We start from the raw sequence: 18,263 nt of genomic DNA on the forward strand, positions 1-18,263 counted from the left end.
CGACCCACGCACCGCGGTGCGGTGGTCACACCCCCGGCGCCATCAGATGAAGGGTGGCGCCCACCCGAACGGCCCTCATATGACGGTGGGCCGAGAACAGGAATGAAACATGCTGATCGCACAGCGTCCGACCCTGTCGGAAGAGGTCGTGGGCGAGTACCGCTCCCGCTTCGTCATCGAGCCGCTGGAGCCCGGCTTCGGCTACACCCTCGGCAACTCCCTGCGCCGCACCCTGCTGTCGTCCATCCCGGGCGCGGCCGTGACGAGCATCAAGATCGAGGGCAACCAGCACGAGTTCTCGACCATCGAGGGCGTCGTGGAGGACGTCACCGAGGTCGTGTTGAACCTGAAGGGCCTGGTGCTGTCGTCCGAGGAGGACGAGCCCGTCACCATGTACCTGCGCAAGTCGGGTGCCGGCGCCGTGACCGCCGCTGACATTGCCCCGCCGGCCGGTGTGGAGATCCACAACCCGGAGCTGCACATCGCCACCCTGAACGACACCGGCAAGCTCGAGATGGAGCTCGTCGTGGAGCGTGGCCGTGGCTACGTGTCCAGCGTGCTGAACAAGAACCCGGACGCCGAGATCGGCCGCATCCCGGTCGACTCCATCTACAGCCCCGTGCTGAAGGTCACCTACAAGGTCGAGGCCACCCGTGTCGAGCAGCGCACCGACTTCGACAAGCTGATCATCGACGTCGAGACCAAGCCGGCCATCCGTCCCCGCGACGCCATCGCGTCGGCCGGACGCACCCTGGTCGAGCTCTTCGGCCTGGCCCGTGAACTGAACCTGGACGCCGAGGGCGTAGAGATCGGCCCGTCGCCGATCGACGAGCAGCTTGCTGCAGACCTGGCCCTTCCGGTGGAGGACCTCAACCTCACCGTCCGTTCGTACAACTGCCTCAAGCGCGAGGGCATCCACACGGTGGGCGAGCTCGTCTCGCGTTCCGAGCAGGACCTGCTCGACATCCGCAACTTCGGCTCCAAGTCCATCGACGAGGTCAAGCTGAAGCTGCACGAGATGGGCCTGGCGCTCAAGGACTCGGCTCCCGGTTTCGACCCGCTCAGCGCGGCCGAGCGCTACGACGAGGACGACGACGTTGAGGGCGACGAGGACTTCGCCGAGACCGAGCAGTACTGAGCCGCACCCGAACCTGAGAATCTGGAGAACTGAGAAATGCCTACACCTACCAAGGGTCCCCGTCTGGGCGGCACCCCCACCCACGAGCGGATCATCCTGGGCAACCTGGCCAGCCAGCTGTTCGAGCACGGCCGCATCACCACCACCGAGACGAAGGCCAAGCGCGTCCGTCCCCTGGCGGAGAAGCTCATCAGCAAGGCCAAGCGTGGCGACCTCCACGCCCGTCGCCTGGTGCTGAAGACGATCCACGACCAGTCGGTCGTCCACACCCTGTTCGCCGAGATCGCCCCGGCCATGGCCGAGCGCGAGGGCGGCTACACCCGCATCACCAAGCTGGCTCCCCGCAAGGGCGACAACGCCCCCATGGCCGTCATCGAGCTGGTGACCGAGGCCGTCGTCAAGAAGCCCGCGCGTTCCAAGGCAGGTGACGCCGCCGCGAGCGACGACATCAAGGCGCAGATCAACGAGGCCCCCGCGGCCGCGCCGGTCGACGCCGATGTTTCTGCGAATGATGCCCCCACGGCCGACGCTGCTGCCGAGGCCCCCACGGCCGACGCTGCTGCCGAGCCCGCTGGCTCCAGCGATGCCGCCAAGGCTGACGAGGCCTGAGTCTCCGCACGACCCGCGAAGGGCGTCCCACCGCTGGTGGGACGCCCTTCGCGCGTCCACGGGTAGGCTCGGGCCCATGACCCTGCGCATCGCCCAACTGGCCAACTTCGTCGGCCCGGTCTCAGGCGGTATGAGGGTCGCGATCGATGAGCTGGGCAAGGGCTACCTGGCGAGCGGCCACGAGCGGATCCTGGTGATCCCCGGGGAAAAGGACTCCACCGAGGAGACCGATGCCGGAATTGTCGTCCGGGTGAAGTCGCCCCGCATCACCCGCGACTACCGGATGGTCGCGCAGCCATGGCGGGCGCTGGACGTGCTGGACCGCTTCCGTCCCACCAGCATCGAGGTCTCCGACAAGTGGACGCTGTCCCCGGCGGCCAGTTGGGCACGTCGTCGCCAGATCGGTTCGGTGCTGTTCAGTCACGAGCGGCTGGACGACATGCTCTCGATGTGGCTGAAGCGCCAGTTCGGCGTCGAGACGGCTGTGGGCGCGTTGAACCGACGCCTGTCCAAGACCTTCGACGCCGTCGTCGTGACCAGCCAGTACGCCGCCGACGAGTTCGCCGGCACCGGTGCCGACCTGCGGCTGGTTCCCCTGGGCGTGGACCTGGCGACCTTCAACCCCGCCGTCGACACCCGTCCCGACGATGGTTTGCTACACATCTGCTACGTGGGACGCATGTCGCACGAGAAGAGCCCCCAACTGGGCGTTGCTGCGGCCGTCGAGCTGCACCGTCGAGGCGTCGACTTCCAGCTCGACATGTACGGCACCGGTCCAGACCTGGAGGCGATGAGGGAACAGGCGGGGGATGCCCCCGTGGTCTTCCACGGTTTCGTGAAGGGACGCGAGGAGGTGGCCCGGCGCTTCGCCCGCTCTGACATCTCGTTCTCCGTCTGCCCGGCCGAGACCTTCGGGTTGGCGGTGCTCGAGGCGCTGGCCTGCGGAACGCCTGTGGTCACCTCCAACCGGGGCGGCGCACACGAACTCGTCGACCCCAGCTGCGGCGAGTTCGGAACCCCCGACGCGGTGGGGATAGCGGACGCCACCCAACGCCTGATCGAGCGCCTCGGCCCGGATCTGCGCGTCGCCGCCAGAGCACGCGGCGAGCAGTACACGTGGCAGGCTTCGGTCGACAAGATGTTGGCCATTCACCATGAACTGGCAACCCAGGTCACATACCGTCCGAGCTGGCGTGACAGGATGCGCACCGTCCCCGGCGAACAGGAGCACACCAGATGAGCACATCCCGCAGCTGGAAGACGCGGGTCGCCACGACCGCGGCCGTTGCGGCCGGTGCGCTGCTCCCGGCGGCGTTGGCAGCGCCCCGCTCGAGCGGTGACGGACTCACCCTGGACGCGGCGGAACGGCTGTGCCGCGACAGCGGACTGGCTGGCTGGCAGCTGGTGGACTTCGCTGCCCAGCTGGTCAGCGAACAGTTCCAGGCGCACTCCCTGTGGCACCTGTGGGAGAACCCGGCGACCGCCATGCGCAACCGTCGCGGCTGGGCTGGGCAGTACAACCTTGCCCTTGACGCCCTCCTGCGCCGCCTTGGTTTCGACACCTTGCTGGTTCATGCATCACGGGTGCGGGGGCTGGGGGCCAATCCCTGGTGGCAGGCGGGGCACACGTGGGTGCGTGTCGCGATCGACGGCCGCATGCGTGATGTCACGGCGGCCCGCGGCAGAGACGGCGGCCTGGCCACCGTGACCGCGGTCACCGAGGTGCGCCCGGTCCACGTGTGGACGCTGCCCAGCGTCACTGCGATGCTGGCGCCGATCAGCGCCTACCAGGCGTGGAAGCACCTCGTCACGCGAGAACCCGTCCCGAACTGGATGTACCGCCGGCTGGACCTCACGGACGAGTGATCACCCTGGGGTCCCCCGGTCACGGGCGATCAGGCGGCGCCGGCGCAGCCCCACGGGCTCAACCCGCGGGAAGCGTAGAGCGCATTTGCAATGGTGATCTGTTGGGCGCGGCTCGCGAGGTCGGCACGTGCCGCGTACTTGCCGCCGCCGGCGGACAGCCAGGTGCCGCTGTCGAACTGCAGGCCGCCGTAGTAGCCGTTGCCCGTGTTGATCGACCAGTTGCCACCTGATTCGCACTGCGCGATCCGGTCCCACATCGCCGAGTTGGACAGGTTCAGGCCGCTGGCCGAGCCGGTGGAGCTGGAGCCGCTGGACGAGGTTGACGAGCTGGAGCTGCTCGATGAGCGGGACGACGAGGTGGAGGTGGTGGACTTCGACGAGTTGTCGGACGAGCTGTCGGACGAGCTGGAGGTCGACTCCTCGACCTTGGTGCCGACCGTGGTGACCTCGGTCACCGGCTGCGTGGTGACCTTGGTGGAGACCAGCTTCTTGCTGGTCTGCTTGCCGTCCACGAGGGTCACGGTGTAGGTCTTCGTCGTCGTCCCGTCGACGCCCTTGGTGGTCAGCTTCTCGGTGCCCTTGGCGAGGCTGGAGCTGGTGACCTCCTTCGACTCGTGCTCGATGGTGCTGGTCTCGGTGACCTTCTTGGTGGTGACGCGCTTGATGACGACCTTCAGCCCATCGGTCAGCTTGGTGCCCACCGCGGGGGTGATCGTGTCGGCGGCGCCGAGCTTGACCTGACGCTCGGCCAGCAACACCTTGACGGTGTCGCTGGTGGAGTCGCTGCTGGCGGTCTTGCCATCGGCAGTGATGGAGACGGTCTTGGGGGTGACGGCGCTGAAGGTCAGGCCCTCGCGGCCCAGGGCGGTCGAGCGGCTCACCGACAGACGGGTGCCGGCATCGCGGACGCCGATCTGCGCGAGCGCGTCGTCGACGGTGGTCGCGGTCGTCCAGAAGGTCTTCTTCGCACCGTCCACGGTCACCGTGAGCTGGCGGCCGTAACGGACGACGACCTGCTGGCCGTCGGAAAGGGTGGACTCGGTGGAGGGGACGACCTGGTCGTGCTCGCCAACCTCGATGCCGGCCTTGTCGAGCGCGTCCCCGACGGTGGAGCCGAAGGTGTGCACCGTCTGGTCCTGTCCCTCCACCTGGAGGTTCACGGACTTGTCGGCGTGCGCGACGCCGACTCCTCCGGCCATGACCAGCGCAAGGGCGCCGACGGCGGACGAGATGATGGCGGGCTTCTTCACGGGCTCTCCTCGGGTTCGAGCCCCAATTCTTGCGCGAACCCTGAGGAAAACCCAATCGAACATTGGGTCAACAAACTCATCCCCTCACGTCCCACCGGTGGCAAACCCAGCCCCACAAGCAAGAACGGGCCCCCGCGCGCGGGAGCCCGTTCCTTTGGTTGTTCTCAGGTTCAGATGAGGCCGTCGGTCTGGGCCTTGGCCTTGGTGAAGCGCTCGGCGACGTCGTTCCAGTTGACGACATTCCACCAGGCGTCCACGTAGTCGGCCTTGACGTTCTTGTACTGCAGGTAGAAGGCGTGCTCCCACATGTCGAGCTGCAGGACGGGCACCTGGCCCACCGGCAGGTTGCCCTGCTGGTCGAACAGCTGCATCACGTTGAGGCGCTTGCCCAAGATGTCCCAGACCAGCATCGACCAGCCGGAACCCTGGATGGCCTTGGCGTTCTCGTTGAAGTGCTTCTGGAAACCGTCGAATCCGCCGAAGAACTCGTCGATGGCGGCCGAGAGCTCGCCCTCGGGACGCTCGGGAGCGCTGCCCTTGGGTGCCATGTTCTTCCAGAAGACGGAGTGGTTGACGTGGCCGCCGAGGTTGAAGGCCAGGTCCTTCTCCAGCTTGTTGATGGCGGCGAAGTCACCCTTGTCGCGGGCCTCGGCCATCTTCTCCAGTGCGGTGTTCGCGCCGGCGACGTAGGCGGCATGGTGCTTGTCGTGGTGCAGCTGCATGATCTCGGCAGCCACGAAGGGCTCGAGCGCGCTGTAGTCGTAGGGCAGGTCGGGCAGGTTGTAGACAGCCATCTGTTCCTCTTTCGCTTGTCTGGCGGCGACCTCAGCGGTCGCCCGGACCGGCCGGGAAGGGCCGATCACCAACGCTTTTCATCCTAGGCAGCCGTTGTGGGTCAACCGAGGCGCGAACAGTCTTTCAGCCATCAGCCAAATGGCGCACCTGGAGCACGCGAAAACCCTTCGCCGAGGCGAGCCGCTCACAGGCCCAGCACTGCTCGCCCAGCCACCGCTGCAAGGAATCCGCGCCCAGGTTCTTGCTCACCACCATCACCGCGCGGCCCTCGGGCGCCAGCCGCGGGAGCCAGGTGAGCAAGAGCTCGTGCAGCGCCGATTTGCCGATGCGGATGGGAGGGTTGGACCAGATCTCGTCGTAGCGCACCGACTCGTCCACCTGCTCGGGCAGCAGGGCTCGCACCCTGTCTCCGACGCCGGCTGCGGCGGCGTTGTCGACGGTCAGCGCCAGGGCGCGCTCGTTCACGTCCACGGCGTCCACCACGGCGGACGGGCACTCGGTGGCCAACGCCGCGGCGATCGGACCGTAGCCGCAGCCAAGATCCAGCAGTCGTCCAGCCGTGACCGGCGGCCCCACCTCGCGCAGCAGGATCGCGGTCGCCGGGTCAAGTCGGGCGCCGGAGAACACGCCCGCCGCGGTGGTGAAGGTGTAGTCGCGTTCCCAGATGGACGCGGAGATGGTCCGGCGCTGCTCTGGGCCGGTCGGGGTCTCGAAGTAGTGGCTCATGTCTTCCTCGCATCATCCGAACTGGTCACATCACACCAGCTCTTCGGGGCTGCGCATGGTGCGTGCCAACTCAGCCCGGGCGGCCAGTTCGTCGTCGGCGGGGTAGCCGACCTCCTCGAGCGTGAGCCCGTGCGCGGGCAGCACGGTGACGCTGTTGGCGCGTCCAGGGCTCGCCATCACCTGCGCCAGCCACGCCAGGTCCCGCTGTCCGGTGCCCAGGGCGGTCATTGCGCCCGTCAGCGATCGCACCATCGAATGGCAGAAGGCGTCGGCCCGCACCTCCACCTCAACGGTGCCGGACGGGTCATCCAGCCGGACGGCGTGCAACCCGGTCAGCGTCCGGATGGTGGTGGCGCCGTCGCGGGCCTTGCAGAAGGGCGCGAAGTCGTGCAGGCCCAGCAACAGCTCCGCGCCCTGATTGATGCGGTCGAGGTCAACGACGCCGCGGATCCGGGTGACATGCCCACGCCGCAGCGGGTCGGGGGAGGAGCCGTCGTCCCACAGGCGGTAGCAGTAGCGCCGCCACAACGCAGAGAAGCGGGCGTCGAAGGCGTCCGGCACCGGTGTCACCGCACGAACCACGACGTCCTCGTCGAGTACTCGCGCCAAGCGGCGCAGCAGCAGCTGGGGATCGACATCTTCGGGCAGGTCGACGTGTGCCACCTGCCCACGGGCATGCACGCCGGCGTCCGTGCGGCCAGCAACCGTCAGCTGCGCATGACCGCCGAGGCGAAGCACCTGGCCGATCCACCCCTCCAGCAGCCCCTGCACCGTGCGCAGTCCCGGCTGGGTGGCCCAGCCGGAGAAACCGGAGCCGTCGTAGGAGATGTCCAGTCGGAACCTCATGGGAGGCGCCGATAGGTCAGGTCACGGATGGTGCGTCCGGCCCGCAGGCCCTTGGCCTCGAAGTTGGTGACCGGACGAGCATCCAGGCGCGGCGCCCAGCCACCGTCGGCGGCGTGCACGTTCTCCAGAGCGTCGGCGACGTCGAGCACCTCGCGCATCCATTCGGCGTAGTCGTCCCAATCGGTGGCCAGCCGCCACAGCCCGCCGGGGACCAGCCGCGAGGCCACCAGTTCGGCGAAGCCAGGGCTGACGAGCCGGCGCTTGTGGTGGCGGGTCTTGTGCCAGGGGTCAGGGAAGAAGGTGCACAGCTCGGTGATGGAGGAGGGCTCGAAGAGGTGGAGCAGCCCTTGGGCGGCGTCGGCCTGCACCAGCCGGACGTTGTCGACGCCCGCGCGGGCCAGCCGGGACAATGTCGAGGCCATCGCGGGTTCGAAGACCTCGAAGCCGATGATGTTGGCCTCGGGTCGTGCCACGGCCAGGGCGGCCAGCGTTTCGCCGGTTCCCGAGCCGATCTCCACGCACAGCTCCGCCTCGCGGCCGAAGACCGCCGTCCAGTCGACCGGGGGCTGGTCGGCAACCGAGGTGGTGGTCTCGCGACGCTCGACCTCCACGACCCTGCACCCCCGCCACGTGTCCCAGGCCTTGCGCTGGGAGGGGTTCATCCGGGCGCTGCGGCGCACGAAGCTGACGACCTCGCGATGGACGCGGGTCGCGTCCGGCCTGGCGGAGGCGACCTGCTCTGGTTCTGGCACCGGACAAGCGTAGTGGAGCCCCCCGTGCTGCCGAGGCGGAAGGGTGCCCCGCCCCCGAGCGGGGCGCGGGGCACTCGACGCATCGTGCTGGTCAGCCCTTGTGCGCGGCCAGCGTCGCCTCGGACAGCTGCTGGGGCATCAGCTGATAGCCGTGGAAGGTGCGGGTGAACGAGCCCGAGCCATGGGACAGACCGCGCAGGTCGATCGCGTAGCGGCTGAGCTCGGTGGCTGGAACCCTGGCGCGGACGATGGCGTGGTGCTCGCCGTCCGCATCGGTGCCGAGCAGCTGGCCGCGGCGGTTGGTCAGGTCGGTCATCACCGCGCCGAGGTACTCCTCGCCGATGGTCACCGTCACCTCGTCGACGGGCTCCAGCAGCGCGACATTGCCCGGTTGCGCCGCTGCTTCCTTCAAGGCGGCGGCGGCCGCCGACTGGAAGGCCATGTCGGAGGAGTCGACCGAGTGCGCCTTGCCGTCGTACAGCGTCACCCGGACGTCGACCATCGGGTGGCCGGACACGGCGCCGCGCTCCATCTGCGTCCGCACGCCCTTCTCAACCGAGGGGATGAACTGGCGGGGAACCGCGCCACCGACGACCTTGTCGACGAACTCGAAGCCCTGCCCGCGCTCCAGCGGGGTGATCTCCAGGTCGCAGACCGCGTACTGGCCATGGCCACCGGACTGCTTGACGTGGCGTCCGTGCACCGTGACGGGCTTCACGAAGGTCTCGCGCAGTGCTACCCGGACCGGCTCGGTCTGCACCTGCACGCCGTAGCGCTGGGTCAGGCGGGAGAGCAGCAGGTCGGAATGGGCCTGACCCATCGTCCACAGCACCAGTTGGTCGGAGTCGTGCGGGCGTTCCAGCCGGACGGTCGTGTCCTCGACCACGAGCCGCGCCAGGGCACCGGCCAGCTTGTCCTCGTCATTGCGGGTGGCGGCGCGCACCGCCACCGGCAGCAGCGGCTCGGGCATGTTCCAGGGCTCCACCAGCGCGGGGTGCTCCGTGGACGAGATGGTGTCGGAGGTCTCGGCACGACCCAGCTTGGCGACGAGCACGAGGTCGCCGGCGATGGCCTGCGGCTTCGGCTTGGGCTCGGTGCCGACCGGGAAGGTGAGCTGCCCGACCCGCTCCTCCTCGTCGTGGGAGGGATGGTGTTCGTCCTCGGCCCCGGTGAAGACCTCACGGTGGCCAGCGACGTGCACGGTGTCGTCGGTGCGCAGCGTGCCGGAGAAGACCTTCACCATCGACAGGCGTCCGGAATAGGGGTCGGAGGTGGTGCGGATGACCTCTGCCACCAGGGGCCCGGCCGGGTCGCACGACAGCTCGAGGAGGTCGCCGCCGTCCAGCGTGGTGACGGTTGGCATGGGGTGCAGCGCCGGGTGCGGCAGACCGTTCTCGATCAGGCTGAACAGTTCCTCGGCGCCGACGCCGGAGGAGGCCTGGACGGGGATGACGGGGAAGAAGTTTGCGTGGGCGGTGGCCTTCAGCAGGTCGCCGCGCACCTCCTGGACGGCGAGTTCCTCACCCTCGAGGTAGCGCTCCATCAGCGCCTCGTCGTCGGCCTCGGTCACGACGGCCTCGATGAAGGGGGCGCGGTACTCGTCCAGCGACAGCAGTTCCTCCTCGTCGGCCTCGCGCACGGTGGCGCTGCCGGACGAGTAGTCGTGCACGCTCTTGGTGATCAGGGAGATGTTCCCGGTGACGTCACCCTTGGCGTCGGTCAGCGGCAGGTAGGCAGGAACGACGCCCTCGCCGAAGACGCGGCGGCAGGTCTCGACGGCCGACTCGTAGTCGCCGCGCTCGGCGTCCAGCTTGGTGATGGCGATCGCACGGGGCATCCCGACGCGTCGGCACTCGTCCCACAAGGAGGCGGTGGCCGGGTCGATGCCGTCCGCGGCGCTCACCACGAAGATCGCTGCGTCGGCGGCGCGCAGGCCTGCGCGCAACTCTCCGACGAAGTCCGGGTGGCCCGGGGCATCCAGCAGGTTGATGACGACCTCACCGCTCGCGACCGACGCGAGGGCGAGGGAGGCGGCGCGCTCGGCGTCGTCCTTCTCACCGCGATAGCCCGCGAGACGGGCCTTCAGCAGGCTCTCGAACAAGGTGGTCTTTCCCGACCCGGCTGATCCGACCAGTACGACATTGCGGAGATCGGCCGGGTTGGAAACCTTGACGTTGGCATCGCTCATCTTTGAACTCATGGCCCAACATTGCTCCTGCCACAGGGGCGTGGCAAGGAGATCCGCGGTGGCTTTTGTCACTGTCCGTCCAGCTGGTCGACACCTTCAGTCGGCGTACACGCCCCGGGCCGGGTCGGCGAGTTGGAGGGCTGCTTCGGTGAGGACGTCGCGGTGGGTCGCGGCCAGTTCGTCGAAGGGCACCTCGTCGAGGTCGAACCAGCGCAGTTCGGACGACTCGTCCGAGGCAACCAGCACGTCACCGACGGGACGGGCGAAGAAGGCCGCGGCCGTGGAGCTGACCACCACGCCGTCGGGGTAGGCGAAGATTCGCCGTGGGCTCGAGAACAACCCGAACAGGCGCACGTCGGTGACCTCCAGGCCGGTCTCCTCACGGACCTCGCGCAGCAGACAGTCGCGCAGGGATTCCCCCTCGTCCAGACCGCCCCCCACCAGACCCCAGAGTCCGGAGTCGGAGCGCCGCTCCAGCAGTACCCGTCCGTCACCGTCCAGCAACACGGCCACGGCGCCGATCCGCCGCGGGCCGTTGGGGGTGGGTGCCGCGTCGTCGTCCACGTGGAAGGTCGTCACGGCGCAGAGATTATCGCGGGCCCCACTGGCAGGCGGCGGCCGTCGAGGGCCATCAGGAGTTCTGCCCACATGGCATTGGCCCAGGCGAAGTCGGCCCGGCTGAATCGGTGTGGGTGGTCGGCGTCGAAGGCCTCGTGGGCCAGGCCGGTGCCGGCGGTGGTGGCGGCCAACAGGTCCGCCATCTGCTGCGCCTCGGTGGGATCGGTCGCGGTGAGGCCCTGGACGGCCAACGCGATCGGCCAGACCCGACCGCGCGGCGTGTGCTCGGAGCCGATGCCAGCTGCGGCGCTCCCGGACGCGAACCAGGGGTTGGCCGGTGACAGGACGCGGGCCCGGGTCGCCAGGTAACCGGGGTCGTCGGCCCGGACGCCTGCCAGCAGCGGCAAGGACAACAAGGACGGCATGTTCGCGTCGTCGGCCAGTAGCTGGCGGCCCAGCCCGTCCACCTCATAGGCGCAGCTGCCGTCACGCAGCGTGCCGTGGCACAGCACGCCGTCGCGCAGTTCGGCGGCCAGCGCCCGGCAGTCCTGGGCCAGTGGGAGGTCCCGCCAGACCGCCTGGCACAGTTCTGCGGCCATCGCCAGCGAATGCGCCGCCATCAGGTTCCCCGGGATCGAGTAGCCGTGGCGGGCGCGATCGTCCGAGGGCCGAAAGCCCGACCAGGTCATGCCGGTCTGGCCCACCGATGAGCCCCGGCCACCGCGGGCCAGCGAACCGAAGGGACGACGGAAGCGGTACGCGGATCGGTCATGGCGTTGCTCGCTGCGCCACATGCCCAGCACCTCGGGGAGCCCCGCGTGCACCTCGTCCAGGGCAGCCGTCGAACCGGTGACCTTCCAGAGCTGCCAGGCAAGCTGGATCGGGAAGGCCAGCGAGTCCAGTTCGTACTTGCGCTCCCACACGCCCGGTGCTGGGCGGGGACGGTCCAGCCGGTGCCACCAGCGGCGCCCGGAGCCGAAGGCATTGGCTCGGGGATCGAGCGCGATCAATCGCCACTGCTGGCGCACCACACCCTCGATGGTGCGCCGGACCTCCTCGTCCTCGGCTGCCCACAGCACGAAGGGACGCATGGTCGCCGCCGAGTCGCGCAACCACATCGCGGGGATGTCGCCGGTGAGGAGCCAGGTCAGGTCACCGCGCCGTTCCACCGATCCCGTCCAGACGTGCTGCAGCAGGCGGTCGAGCCGTTCGCGGTCAGCAGGAGGTCTCATGGTCTGCGATCCAAGCACTGCGTGCCACCCATCGGGTACCGTCACCGGGTCACCCCGTACCCCACCGCAGGAGCATGTTGCGATGCCGCTGTCCTTCGACGTCTGGGCCCCATTGCCGGAGCGAGTCGACCTGATGGTCGACGGTGAACAGTTCGACATGGAGCGTTCCGAGGATGGCTGGTGGCGCCTTCCGGCCGAACGGGCCGCCGAGGTCGTCCGCCCCGGAGTGGACTACGGCTACCGGCTCGACGGCGAGCAGACCGTCCTGCCCGCGCCGCGTTCTCGCTGGCAGCCTTACGGCGTCCACGGCCCGTCTCGGTCCTATGACCCTGCGGCCTTCGAGTGGCACGACCAGGACTGGACCGGCCGCCAGCTCGCGGGCTCCATCATCTACGAGCTGCACCTTGGCACCTTCACCCCCGAGGGCACCCTTGACGCCGCCATTGGCAAGCTGGACCACCTCGTGGAGCTGGGCATCGACCTGGTCGAGCTGATGCCGGTCAACGCCTTCAACGGTGAGCACGGCTGGGGCTATGACGGGGTGTGCTGGTACGCAGTCCACGAGCCCTATGGCGGCCCGGCCGCCTACCAGCGCTTCGTCGATGCCTGCCACCAGCGCGGTCTGGGCGTCATTCAGGACGTCGTCTACAACCATTTCGGCCCCAGCGGGAACTACCTGCCCAGCTTCGCACCGATCCTGGACGACTCGATGTCGTCGCCGTGGGGGAGCGCGATCAACCTGGCCGGTGAGGGCTCCGACGAGGTGCGCCGCTTCATCATCGACAACGCCCTGATGTGGTTGCAGGACTACCACGTCGACGGTCTGCGGCTGGACGCCGTGCACGCGCTGGTGGACACCCGCGCGATCCATGTGCTCGAGGAGATGGCCGTCGAGGTGGACGCGTTGAGCACCTTCCTCAACCGTCCGATCTCGCTGATCGCCGAGAGTGACCTCAACGACCCCCGCCTGATCTCCCCGCGCGAGGCGGGTGGCTACGGCCTGGACGCGCAGTGGAGCGACGACTTCCACCACGCCCTGGTGGCAAACCTGACCGGAGACGACTCCGGTTACTACGCCGACTTCGCCAGCCTGGAGGCGCTGGGCAAGGTGCTGGAGACCGGCTTCTTCCACGACGGCACCAAGTCGACCTTCCGGGGACGACGACACGGACGACGCCTGGACACCCCGACGATGCCGACCTGGCGGCTGGTGGTCTGTTCCGACAACCACGACCAGATCGGCAACCGCGCCGACGGCGCCCGTCTGGCCACTCGTGAGACCCCGCGACAGCTGCAGCTCGCCGCCCTGGTCACCCTGCTTTCGCCCTACACGCCGATGGTCTTCATGGGCGAGGAGTGGGGAGCCACCACACCCTTCATGTTCTTCTCCTCCCATCCCGAGCCTGAGCTGGCGGAGGCCGTCTCCAAGGGGCGGGTGGAGGAGTTCGCCAAGATGGACTGGGACCCCGACACGATCGTCGACCCCCAGAGCGAGTACGCCTTCGCCGGGTCGAAGCTCGTCTGGGATGAGCGCTTCGGTGAGGTGCACTCCGAGATCTGGCAGACCTACCGGGACGCCATCACGCTGCGCCGCAGCTACCCCGACCTGACCGACCCCCGTTTCGAGTGGATCTCGTGCCGTTTCGATCCCGACTCCCAGTGGTTCGTGATGGAGCGTGGCGAATCGATCTCGGTCGCGATGAACTTTGCCCTGGAACCCGTCGTCATCGAACTGGACGATGCGTGTGAGGTGCTGCTGCGCGTCGGGGAGTCCACCATCGTCGAGGCCGAGGGACGCTACGAGCTGCACCTGGGACCGCAGTCGGCGGCGGTGCTGCACCTGCCCACCGAAGCGCTCCCGGGTCGCAGCTGAGGCTCATTTTGACCGCACCCATGGCACCGGGGTAGTGTGAACCGCTGTTGCGCACTGGCGTGCCCGCGCGGATCATCCGCGACGCCGCCCCCGCGCTTCACCATCTTGAAGAAGAGCCTCCTACCGGAAGAATGGTCTGCGAACCGTGTCTACGTACAGCCCGAAGCCTGGTGACATCACCAGGAATTGGCACGTCATCGATGCCGAGAACGTCGTCCTCGGTCGCCTCGCGGTGACCGCCGCCACGCTGTTGCGCGGCAAGCACAAGGCGACCTTCGCGCCGCACATGGACGGCGGCGACTTCGTCGTCATCGTCAACGCGTCGAAGATCGCCCTCACCGGCAAGAAGTCGACCGACTCGATGCGCTACCGCCACTCCGGTCGTCCCGGCGGCCTGACCAAGACGCCGATCGGCGAGCTGCTGGCCAAGGACCCGCGCAAGGCCGTCGAGCTGGCCGTGTGGGGCATGCTGCCCAAGAACAAGCTGAGCCGTCAGCTGATGTCCAAGCTCAAGGTCTACGCAGGCCCGGAGCACCCGCACGCCGCGCAGAAGCCGCAGGCGTACGAGATCACCCAGATCGCCCAGTGACGATCGATACCGTGAGCCAAGGAACAACTGTGTCTGAGACCGTAGAGCTTGACGAGACCATCGAGAACGAGGCCCCCGCTGGCGCCTCGTTCACCGACGAGAACGATCGTGAGATCGCCTACCGCAGCGACTCGAACCCGGCCACCGCGTCGGCGCAGTCGTCCGGCCGTCCCGCTGTGATCGCCGCCGGGAACGCGACCGGCCGTCGCAAGGAGGCCGTCGCCCGCGTCCGCCTCGTGCCCGGCACCGGCCAGTTCAGCATCAACGGTGGCCGTTCGCTGGAGGACTACTTCCCGAACAAGGTGCACCAGCAGATCGTCAACGAGCCCTTCGTCACCGCTGGCGTCGCTGACTCCTACGACGTGATCGTCCGCATCAACGGCGGTGGCATCACCGGTCAGGCCGGCGCCCTTCGCCTGGGCATCGCCCGTGCGCTGAACGCCGTCGATGCCGAGGCCTCGCGCCCCGCGCTGAAGAAGGCCGGCATGCTGACCCGCGACGCCCGGATCAAGGAGCGCAAGAAGGCTGGTCTCAAGAAGGCCCGCAAGGCGCCTCAGTACAGCAAGCGCTGATCGCCGCAGGCGCCTGCCTGCTGCTCGGTGTCGAGGCCGTCGTCCCCTTGGGGACGGCGGCTTTCGCCGTGTTTGGAGCGTCGACCCGAACACCTGTGTCGGCATCGAAGCCGAGCCGCGCAGGGAGTACGCTCAGTCCCCATGGCTCGACTTTTTGGCACCGACGGCGTGCGCGGTGTGGCGAACAAGGACCTGACCGCGGAGCTCGCGCTCCAGCTCTCCGTGGGTGCCGCCCACGTGCTGGGGGAGGCGGGTGCCTTCGAGGGAGGCCGTCCCACAGCCCTGGTCGGTCGCGACACCCGCGCCAGCGGTGAGTTCCTGGAGGCCGCGGTCGTCGCCGGCCTGGCCAGCGCTGGCGTGGACGTCAAGCGCGTCGGTGTGGTGCCCACCCCGGGCGTCGCCTTCCTGGTCAGCGAGCACGAGGCCGACCTGGGCGTCATGCTCTCGGCCTCCCACAACCCCATGCCCGACAACGGCATCAAGTTCTTCCAGCGCGGTGGTGTGAAGCTCGACGACACCCTGGAGGATGCGATCGAGGAGCGGATGGGCCAGATTGAGAGCTGGGCCCGACCGATTGGTGACAAGGTCGGACGCGTCAACGACGACCTCGGTGCGATCGACGCCTATGTCGCGCATTTGGTCGGCAGCCTGGGTGCGGACTCCTCCCTCGAGGGCATCAAGGTCGTGCTCGACTGCGCGAACGGCGCTTCCTCGATGACCGCACTGAATGCCTTCCAGGCCCAGGGCGCCGAGGTCGTCCCGATCCACAACAACCCGGACGGGCTCAACATCAACGAGAACTGCGGATCGACCCACATGGGCGACCTGCAGGCCAAGGTCGTGGAGGCGGGCGCCGACCTCGGCCTCGCCTTCGACGGTGACGCCGACCGCTGCCTCGCCTGCGACGCGCAGGGCAACCTCGTCGACGGTGACCAGATCATCGCCATCCTGGCGCTGGCCCTGCAGTCCGAGCGCAAGCTGCACAGCGACACCGTCGTCGCCACCATCATGAGCAACCTCGGCTTCGTGAACGCGATGAAGGCCAACGGCATCAAGGTCGACCAGACCAAGGTGGGCGACCGCTATGTGCTGGAGAGCATGAACGCCAATGGCTTCACCCTCGGCGGGGAGCAGTCCGGCCACGTCATCATGAGCGAGTTCGCCACCACCGGCGACGGCGTCCTCACCGGCCTGCACCTGGCCGCCCGGATGGCCCGTACCGGCAAGTCGCTGGCCGAGCTCGCGTCGGTCATGACCCGCCTGCCGCAGACCATGATCAACGTCAAGGGCGTCGACAAGCTGCGCGCCGGCATCGACCCGCACATCCAGCAGGCAGTCTCCCGGGCCAACAAGGAACTCGGGGACGCGGGACGGGTGGTGCTGCGTCCCTCTGGCACCGAGCCGGTCGTCCGCGTGATGGTTGAGGCCGAGACGATGGAGCGGGCCGAACAGGTGTGCCAGGAACTCGCCGCGATCGTCCAGGAGCGCGTCAGCCTGTGACCGGCGCCACCGGCGCCTCCTGGGGGCAGGGCGCTGAGCGGATGCGCACGCGGGTACCGCGAGCCCCAGAGCCCGCGGCGGTGACCGTGCACGTCCCCGACGTTGCAGAGACGCTGATGACGGTGGGGCTGGGGCTGCTGCTCGCCTTGTTGGCGCTGATCATGTGGGTGATGTTGAGGTTCCGGTCTCTGTTCCCCACTCCGATCAGCATTGGCACCAGTGTGCTGGCGATGTTCGTGGTGCTGATGGTGTGCGGCGTCGTCGCCCACGAGGCCTTGGTGGCGCTGGTGATGCGGGCAGCCGGCGGCCGACCTCGGACCCGCTTCGGGCACGTGTACGGGATCCCCTTGCCCTACACCACCAGCCCGGGGCACCTGTTCAGCCGCAGCCAGTACATCGCGATCACGCTCGTGCCCAACCTGGTCATCGTCCCGTTCGTACTCGCGATGGCGACCTGGGGCCCGGGCGGCGGCAACTGGATCCTGCCGGGGCTGGTGATGCTCGGCGCGAGCGTTGCCGACCTGTGGATGCTCGGCCACGCGGCCGCGGCACCGGGACAGGTGCAGGTGGAGGTGCTGCGCGACGGGATCGCCCTGCACCATCAATTCTGACCCAGGCAGTTGCGATGCAGGCAGTTCTGATCAGATCTTGCGGATTCGCACGTGGTCGACCGAGTGGTCGCTGCCCTTGTGCAGGATCACGTTCGCGCGTCCCATCGTCGGACGGACGTTGAGCGCCAGGTTGGGCCCGTTGACCTCGTCCCAGACCTGGTTGGCGAAGGCGCTGGCCTGGGCCTCGTCCATCGTCGCGAAGCGGGTGAAGAAGCTGCGCGGGTCGGTGAAGGCCGTACGGCGAAGTTCCAGGAAGCGGTTCAGGTACCAGCTGCGGATGTCCGAGGTCTCCGCGTCGACGTAGACGGAGAAGTCGAAGAAGTCGCTGACCGCCAGGCCCTGGGTGCCGTCCGCGCGGCGCCGTGCAGGCTGCAGCACGTTGAGGCCCTCGATGATCAAGATGTCGGGGCGCTTGACCGTGATCACCTCGTCGGTGACGTCGTAGACCATGTGGCTGTAGACCGGGGCGTTGACGCTCTTCAGGCCCGACTTCACGTCGACGACGAACTGTTGCAGGGCGCGCCGGTCATAACTCTCGGGGAAGCCCTTTCGATCGAGGATGCCGCGGCGCTCCAGCTCGGCATTGGAGAACAGGAATCCGTCGGTGGTGATGAGTGAGACCTTCGGACGGCCGGGGGATCGTGACAACAGCTCGCGCAGCAGGCGCGCCGTGGTCGACTTTCCCACCGCAACCGACCCGGCGACGCCGATCACGAAGGGGGTGCGGCGCACGTCCAGACCGAGGAAGGCATTGGACGCTCGGTACAGGTGCCCGGTGTGGCGCATGTGCAGGTGGATCAGCTGCGTCAGGGGGACATAGACCTGCTCGACCTCGGCCTGACTGGTCGGGTCGCCCAGACCGCGCAGGCGGGTCAGCGTCTCCTCGTCCAGGTCGATGTCGGTGTTGTCGGCGAGGTCGGCCCAGTCCTGGCGGGCCATGCACACGTAGGGGCCGACCGGGTCGTCGTCCTCGTGCACGGGTGGCTCTGCTGACGTCATCGTGTGTCGCACCGAATGGCCTGCTCCGGCGCCTCCTCCTCGGCTAGATTCACAGATGCACGATGACGTGTCCACCGCGACAGGGCTGGCGAGAGGTCCGCGCGCGTATTGAGAACACCCAATCTCCGTTTGGCAAGTCTGAGTCGTGAATCGCTCACT

The 18,263-nt window shown here is 68.2% G+C and carries 18 protein-coding genes; 9 read left to right on the forward strand and 9 right to left on the reverse strand.

Annotated elements, in window-relative coordinates; all coding sequences use genetic code 11:
- Positions 1-109: 109 nt before the first annotated feature.
- The 4 genes from ABD089_RS05245 to ABD089_RS05260 all read left to right on the forward strand — a co-directional run bounded on the left by ABD089_RS05245 (position 110) and on the right by ABD089_RS05260 (position 3,613).
- On the forward strand, positions 110-1,138 hold the full coding sequence (locus ABD089_RS05245; RefSeq protein ID WP_343885172.1) for a DNA-directed RNA polymerase subunit alpha: 1,029 nt from the start codon (positions 110-112) through the stop codon (positions 1,136-1,138).
- Positions 1,139-1,174: 36 nt separating this feature from the next.
- Positions 1,175-1,747, forward strand: coding sequence for a 50S ribosomal protein L17 (rplQ, locus tag ABD089_RS05250; RefSeq protein ID WP_343885174.1), 573 nt, complete (start codon positions 1,175-1,177; stop codon positions 1,745-1,747).
- A gap of 76 nt (positions 1,748-1,823) precedes the next feature.
- Positions 1,824-2,987, forward strand: coding sequence for a glycosyltransferase (locus ABD089_RS05255; protein WP_343885176.1), 1,164 nt, complete (start codon positions 1,824-1,826; stop codon positions 2,985-2,987).
- Positions 2,984-3,613 carry a hypothetical protein gene (locus tag ABD089_RS05260; protein ID WP_343885177.1) on the forward strand — a complete coding sequence of 210 codons (630 nt, stop codon included), beginning with the start codon at positions 2,984-2,986 and terminating at the stop codon, positions 3,611-3,613. The genes ABD089_RS05255 and ABD089_RS05260 overlap by 4 nt, the downstream gene beginning before the upstream one ends.
- A gap of 29 nt (positions 3,614-3,642) precedes the next feature.
- Here ABD089_RS05260 and ABD089_RS05265 read toward each other — a convergent pair whose 3' ends face one another.
- The 8 genes from ABD089_RS05265 to ABD089_RS05300 all read right to left on the reverse strand — a co-directional run bounded on the left by ABD089_RS05265 (position 3,643) and on the right by ABD089_RS05300 (position 11,960).
- Positions 3,643-4,863, reverse strand: a complete 1,221-nt coding sequence (locus ABD089_RS05265) for a resuscitation-promoting factor (protein WP_343885178.1) — start codon at positions 4,861-4,863, stop codon at positions 3,643-3,645.
- Between the two features lie 170 nt (positions 4,864-5,033).
- Positions 5,034-5,657: a superoxide dismutase gene (locus ABD089_RS05270; RefSeq protein ID WP_343885179.1), complete on the reverse strand. Its 624-nt coding sequence runs from the start codon at positions 5,655-5,657 to the stop codon at positions 5,034-5,036.
- Positions 5,658-5,781: 124 nt separating this feature from the next.
- Positions 5,782-6,384, reverse strand: a complete 603-nt coding sequence (locus ABD089_RS05275; RefSeq protein ID WP_343885180.1) for a class I SAM-dependent methyltransferase — start codon at positions 6,382-6,384, stop codon at positions 5,782-5,784.
- Positions 6,385-6,414: 30 nt separating this feature from the next.
- A complete protein-coding gene (truA, locus tag ABD089_RS05280; RefSeq protein WP_343885182.1) occupies positions 6,415-7,230 on the reverse strand; it encodes a tRNA pseudouridine(38-40) synthase TruA in 816 nt (271 codons plus the stop codon).
- Positions 7,227-7,982: a tRNA (guanosine(46)-N7)-methyltransferase TrmB gene (gene trmB, locus ABD089_RS05285; RefSeq protein ID WP_343885185.1), complete on the reverse strand. Its 756-nt coding sequence runs from the start codon at positions 7,980-7,982 to the stop codon at positions 7,227-7,229. The genes truA and trmB overlap by 4 nt, the downstream gene beginning before the upstream one ends.
- A gap of 91 nt (positions 7,983-8,073) precedes the next feature.
- Positions 8,074-10,170, reverse strand: a complete 2,097-nt coding sequence (locus ABD089_RS05290) for an elongation factor G-like protein EF-G2 (protein ID WP_343885186.1) — start codon at positions 10,168-10,170, stop codon at positions 8,074-8,076.
- Between the two features lie 96 nt (positions 10,171-10,266).
- Positions 10,267-10,749 (reverse strand): NUDIX domain-containing protein, encoded by a 483-nt coding sequence (locus ABD089_RS05295; RefSeq protein ID WP_343885187.1) that lies wholly within the window; start codon positions 10,747-10,749, stop codon positions 10,267-10,269.
- The gene (locus tag ABD089_RS05300; protein ID WP_343885188.1) at positions 10,746-11,960 is read right to left on the reverse strand and encodes a glycoside hydrolase family 125 protein; all 1,215 of its coding nucleotides are present in this window, start codon (positions 11,958-11,960) and stop codon (positions 10,746-10,748) included. The genes ABD089_RS05295 and ABD089_RS05300 overlap by 4 nt, the downstream gene beginning before the upstream one ends.
- Positions 11,961-12,042: 82 nt before the next feature.
- On the opposite strand from ABD089_RS05300, the gene treZ reads away from it, so the two are divergent.
- From treZ to ABD089_RS05325, 5 genes are all read left to right on the forward strand, one after another.
- Positions 12,043-13,833, forward strand: coding sequence for a malto-oligosyltrehalose trehalohydrolase (treZ, locus tag ABD089_RS05305; RefSeq protein ID WP_343885189.1), 1,791 nt, complete (start codon positions 12,043-12,045; stop codon positions 13,831-13,833).
- Positions 13,834-13,978: 145 nt separating this feature from the next.
- Positions 13,979-14,422 (forward strand): 50S ribosomal protein L13, encoded by a 444-nt coding sequence (rplM, locus tag ABD089_RS05310; RefSeq protein WP_343885190.1) that lies wholly within the window; start codon positions 13,979-13,981, stop codon positions 14,420-14,422.
- Positions 14,423-14,481: 59 nt separating this feature from the next.
- Positions 14,482-14,994: a 30S ribosomal protein S9 gene (rpsI, locus tag ABD089_RS05315; RefSeq protein ID WP_343885391.1), complete on the forward strand. Its 513-nt coding sequence runs from the start codon at positions 14,482-14,484 to the stop codon at positions 14,992-14,994.
- 141 nt (positions 14,995-15,135) lie between these two features.
- Positions 15,136-16,494 (forward strand): phosphoglucosamine mutase, encoded by a 1,359-nt coding sequence (glmM, locus tag ABD089_RS05320; protein WP_343885191.1) that lies wholly within the window; start codon positions 15,136-15,138, stop codon positions 16,492-16,494.
- Positions 16,491-17,105: a DUF3267 domain-containing protein gene (locus tag ABD089_RS05325; protein WP_343885192.1), complete on the forward strand. Its 615-nt coding sequence runs from the start codon at positions 16,491-16,493 to the stop codon at positions 17,103-17,105. The genes glmM and ABD089_RS05325 overlap by 4 nt, the downstream gene beginning before the upstream one ends.
- A gap of 30 nt (positions 17,106-17,135) precedes the next feature.
- On the opposite strand, the gene coaA is transcribed toward ABD089_RS05325, so the two are convergent.
- Positions 17,136-18,104 carry a type I pantothenate kinase gene (gene coaA / locus ABD089_RS05330; RefSeq protein ID WP_343885194.1) on the reverse strand — a complete coding sequence of 323 codons (969 nt, stop codon included), beginning with the start codon at positions 18,102-18,104 and terminating at the stop codon, positions 17,136-17,138.
- Positions 18,105-18,263 lie beyond the last annotated feature (159 nt).

It is taken from the genome of Luteococcus sanguinis (assembly GCF_039527675.1).
In the GTDB taxonomy this organism is placed as follows: Bacteria; Actinomycetota; Actinomycetes; order Propionibacteriales; family Propionibacteriaceae; genus Luteococcus; species Luteococcus sanguinis.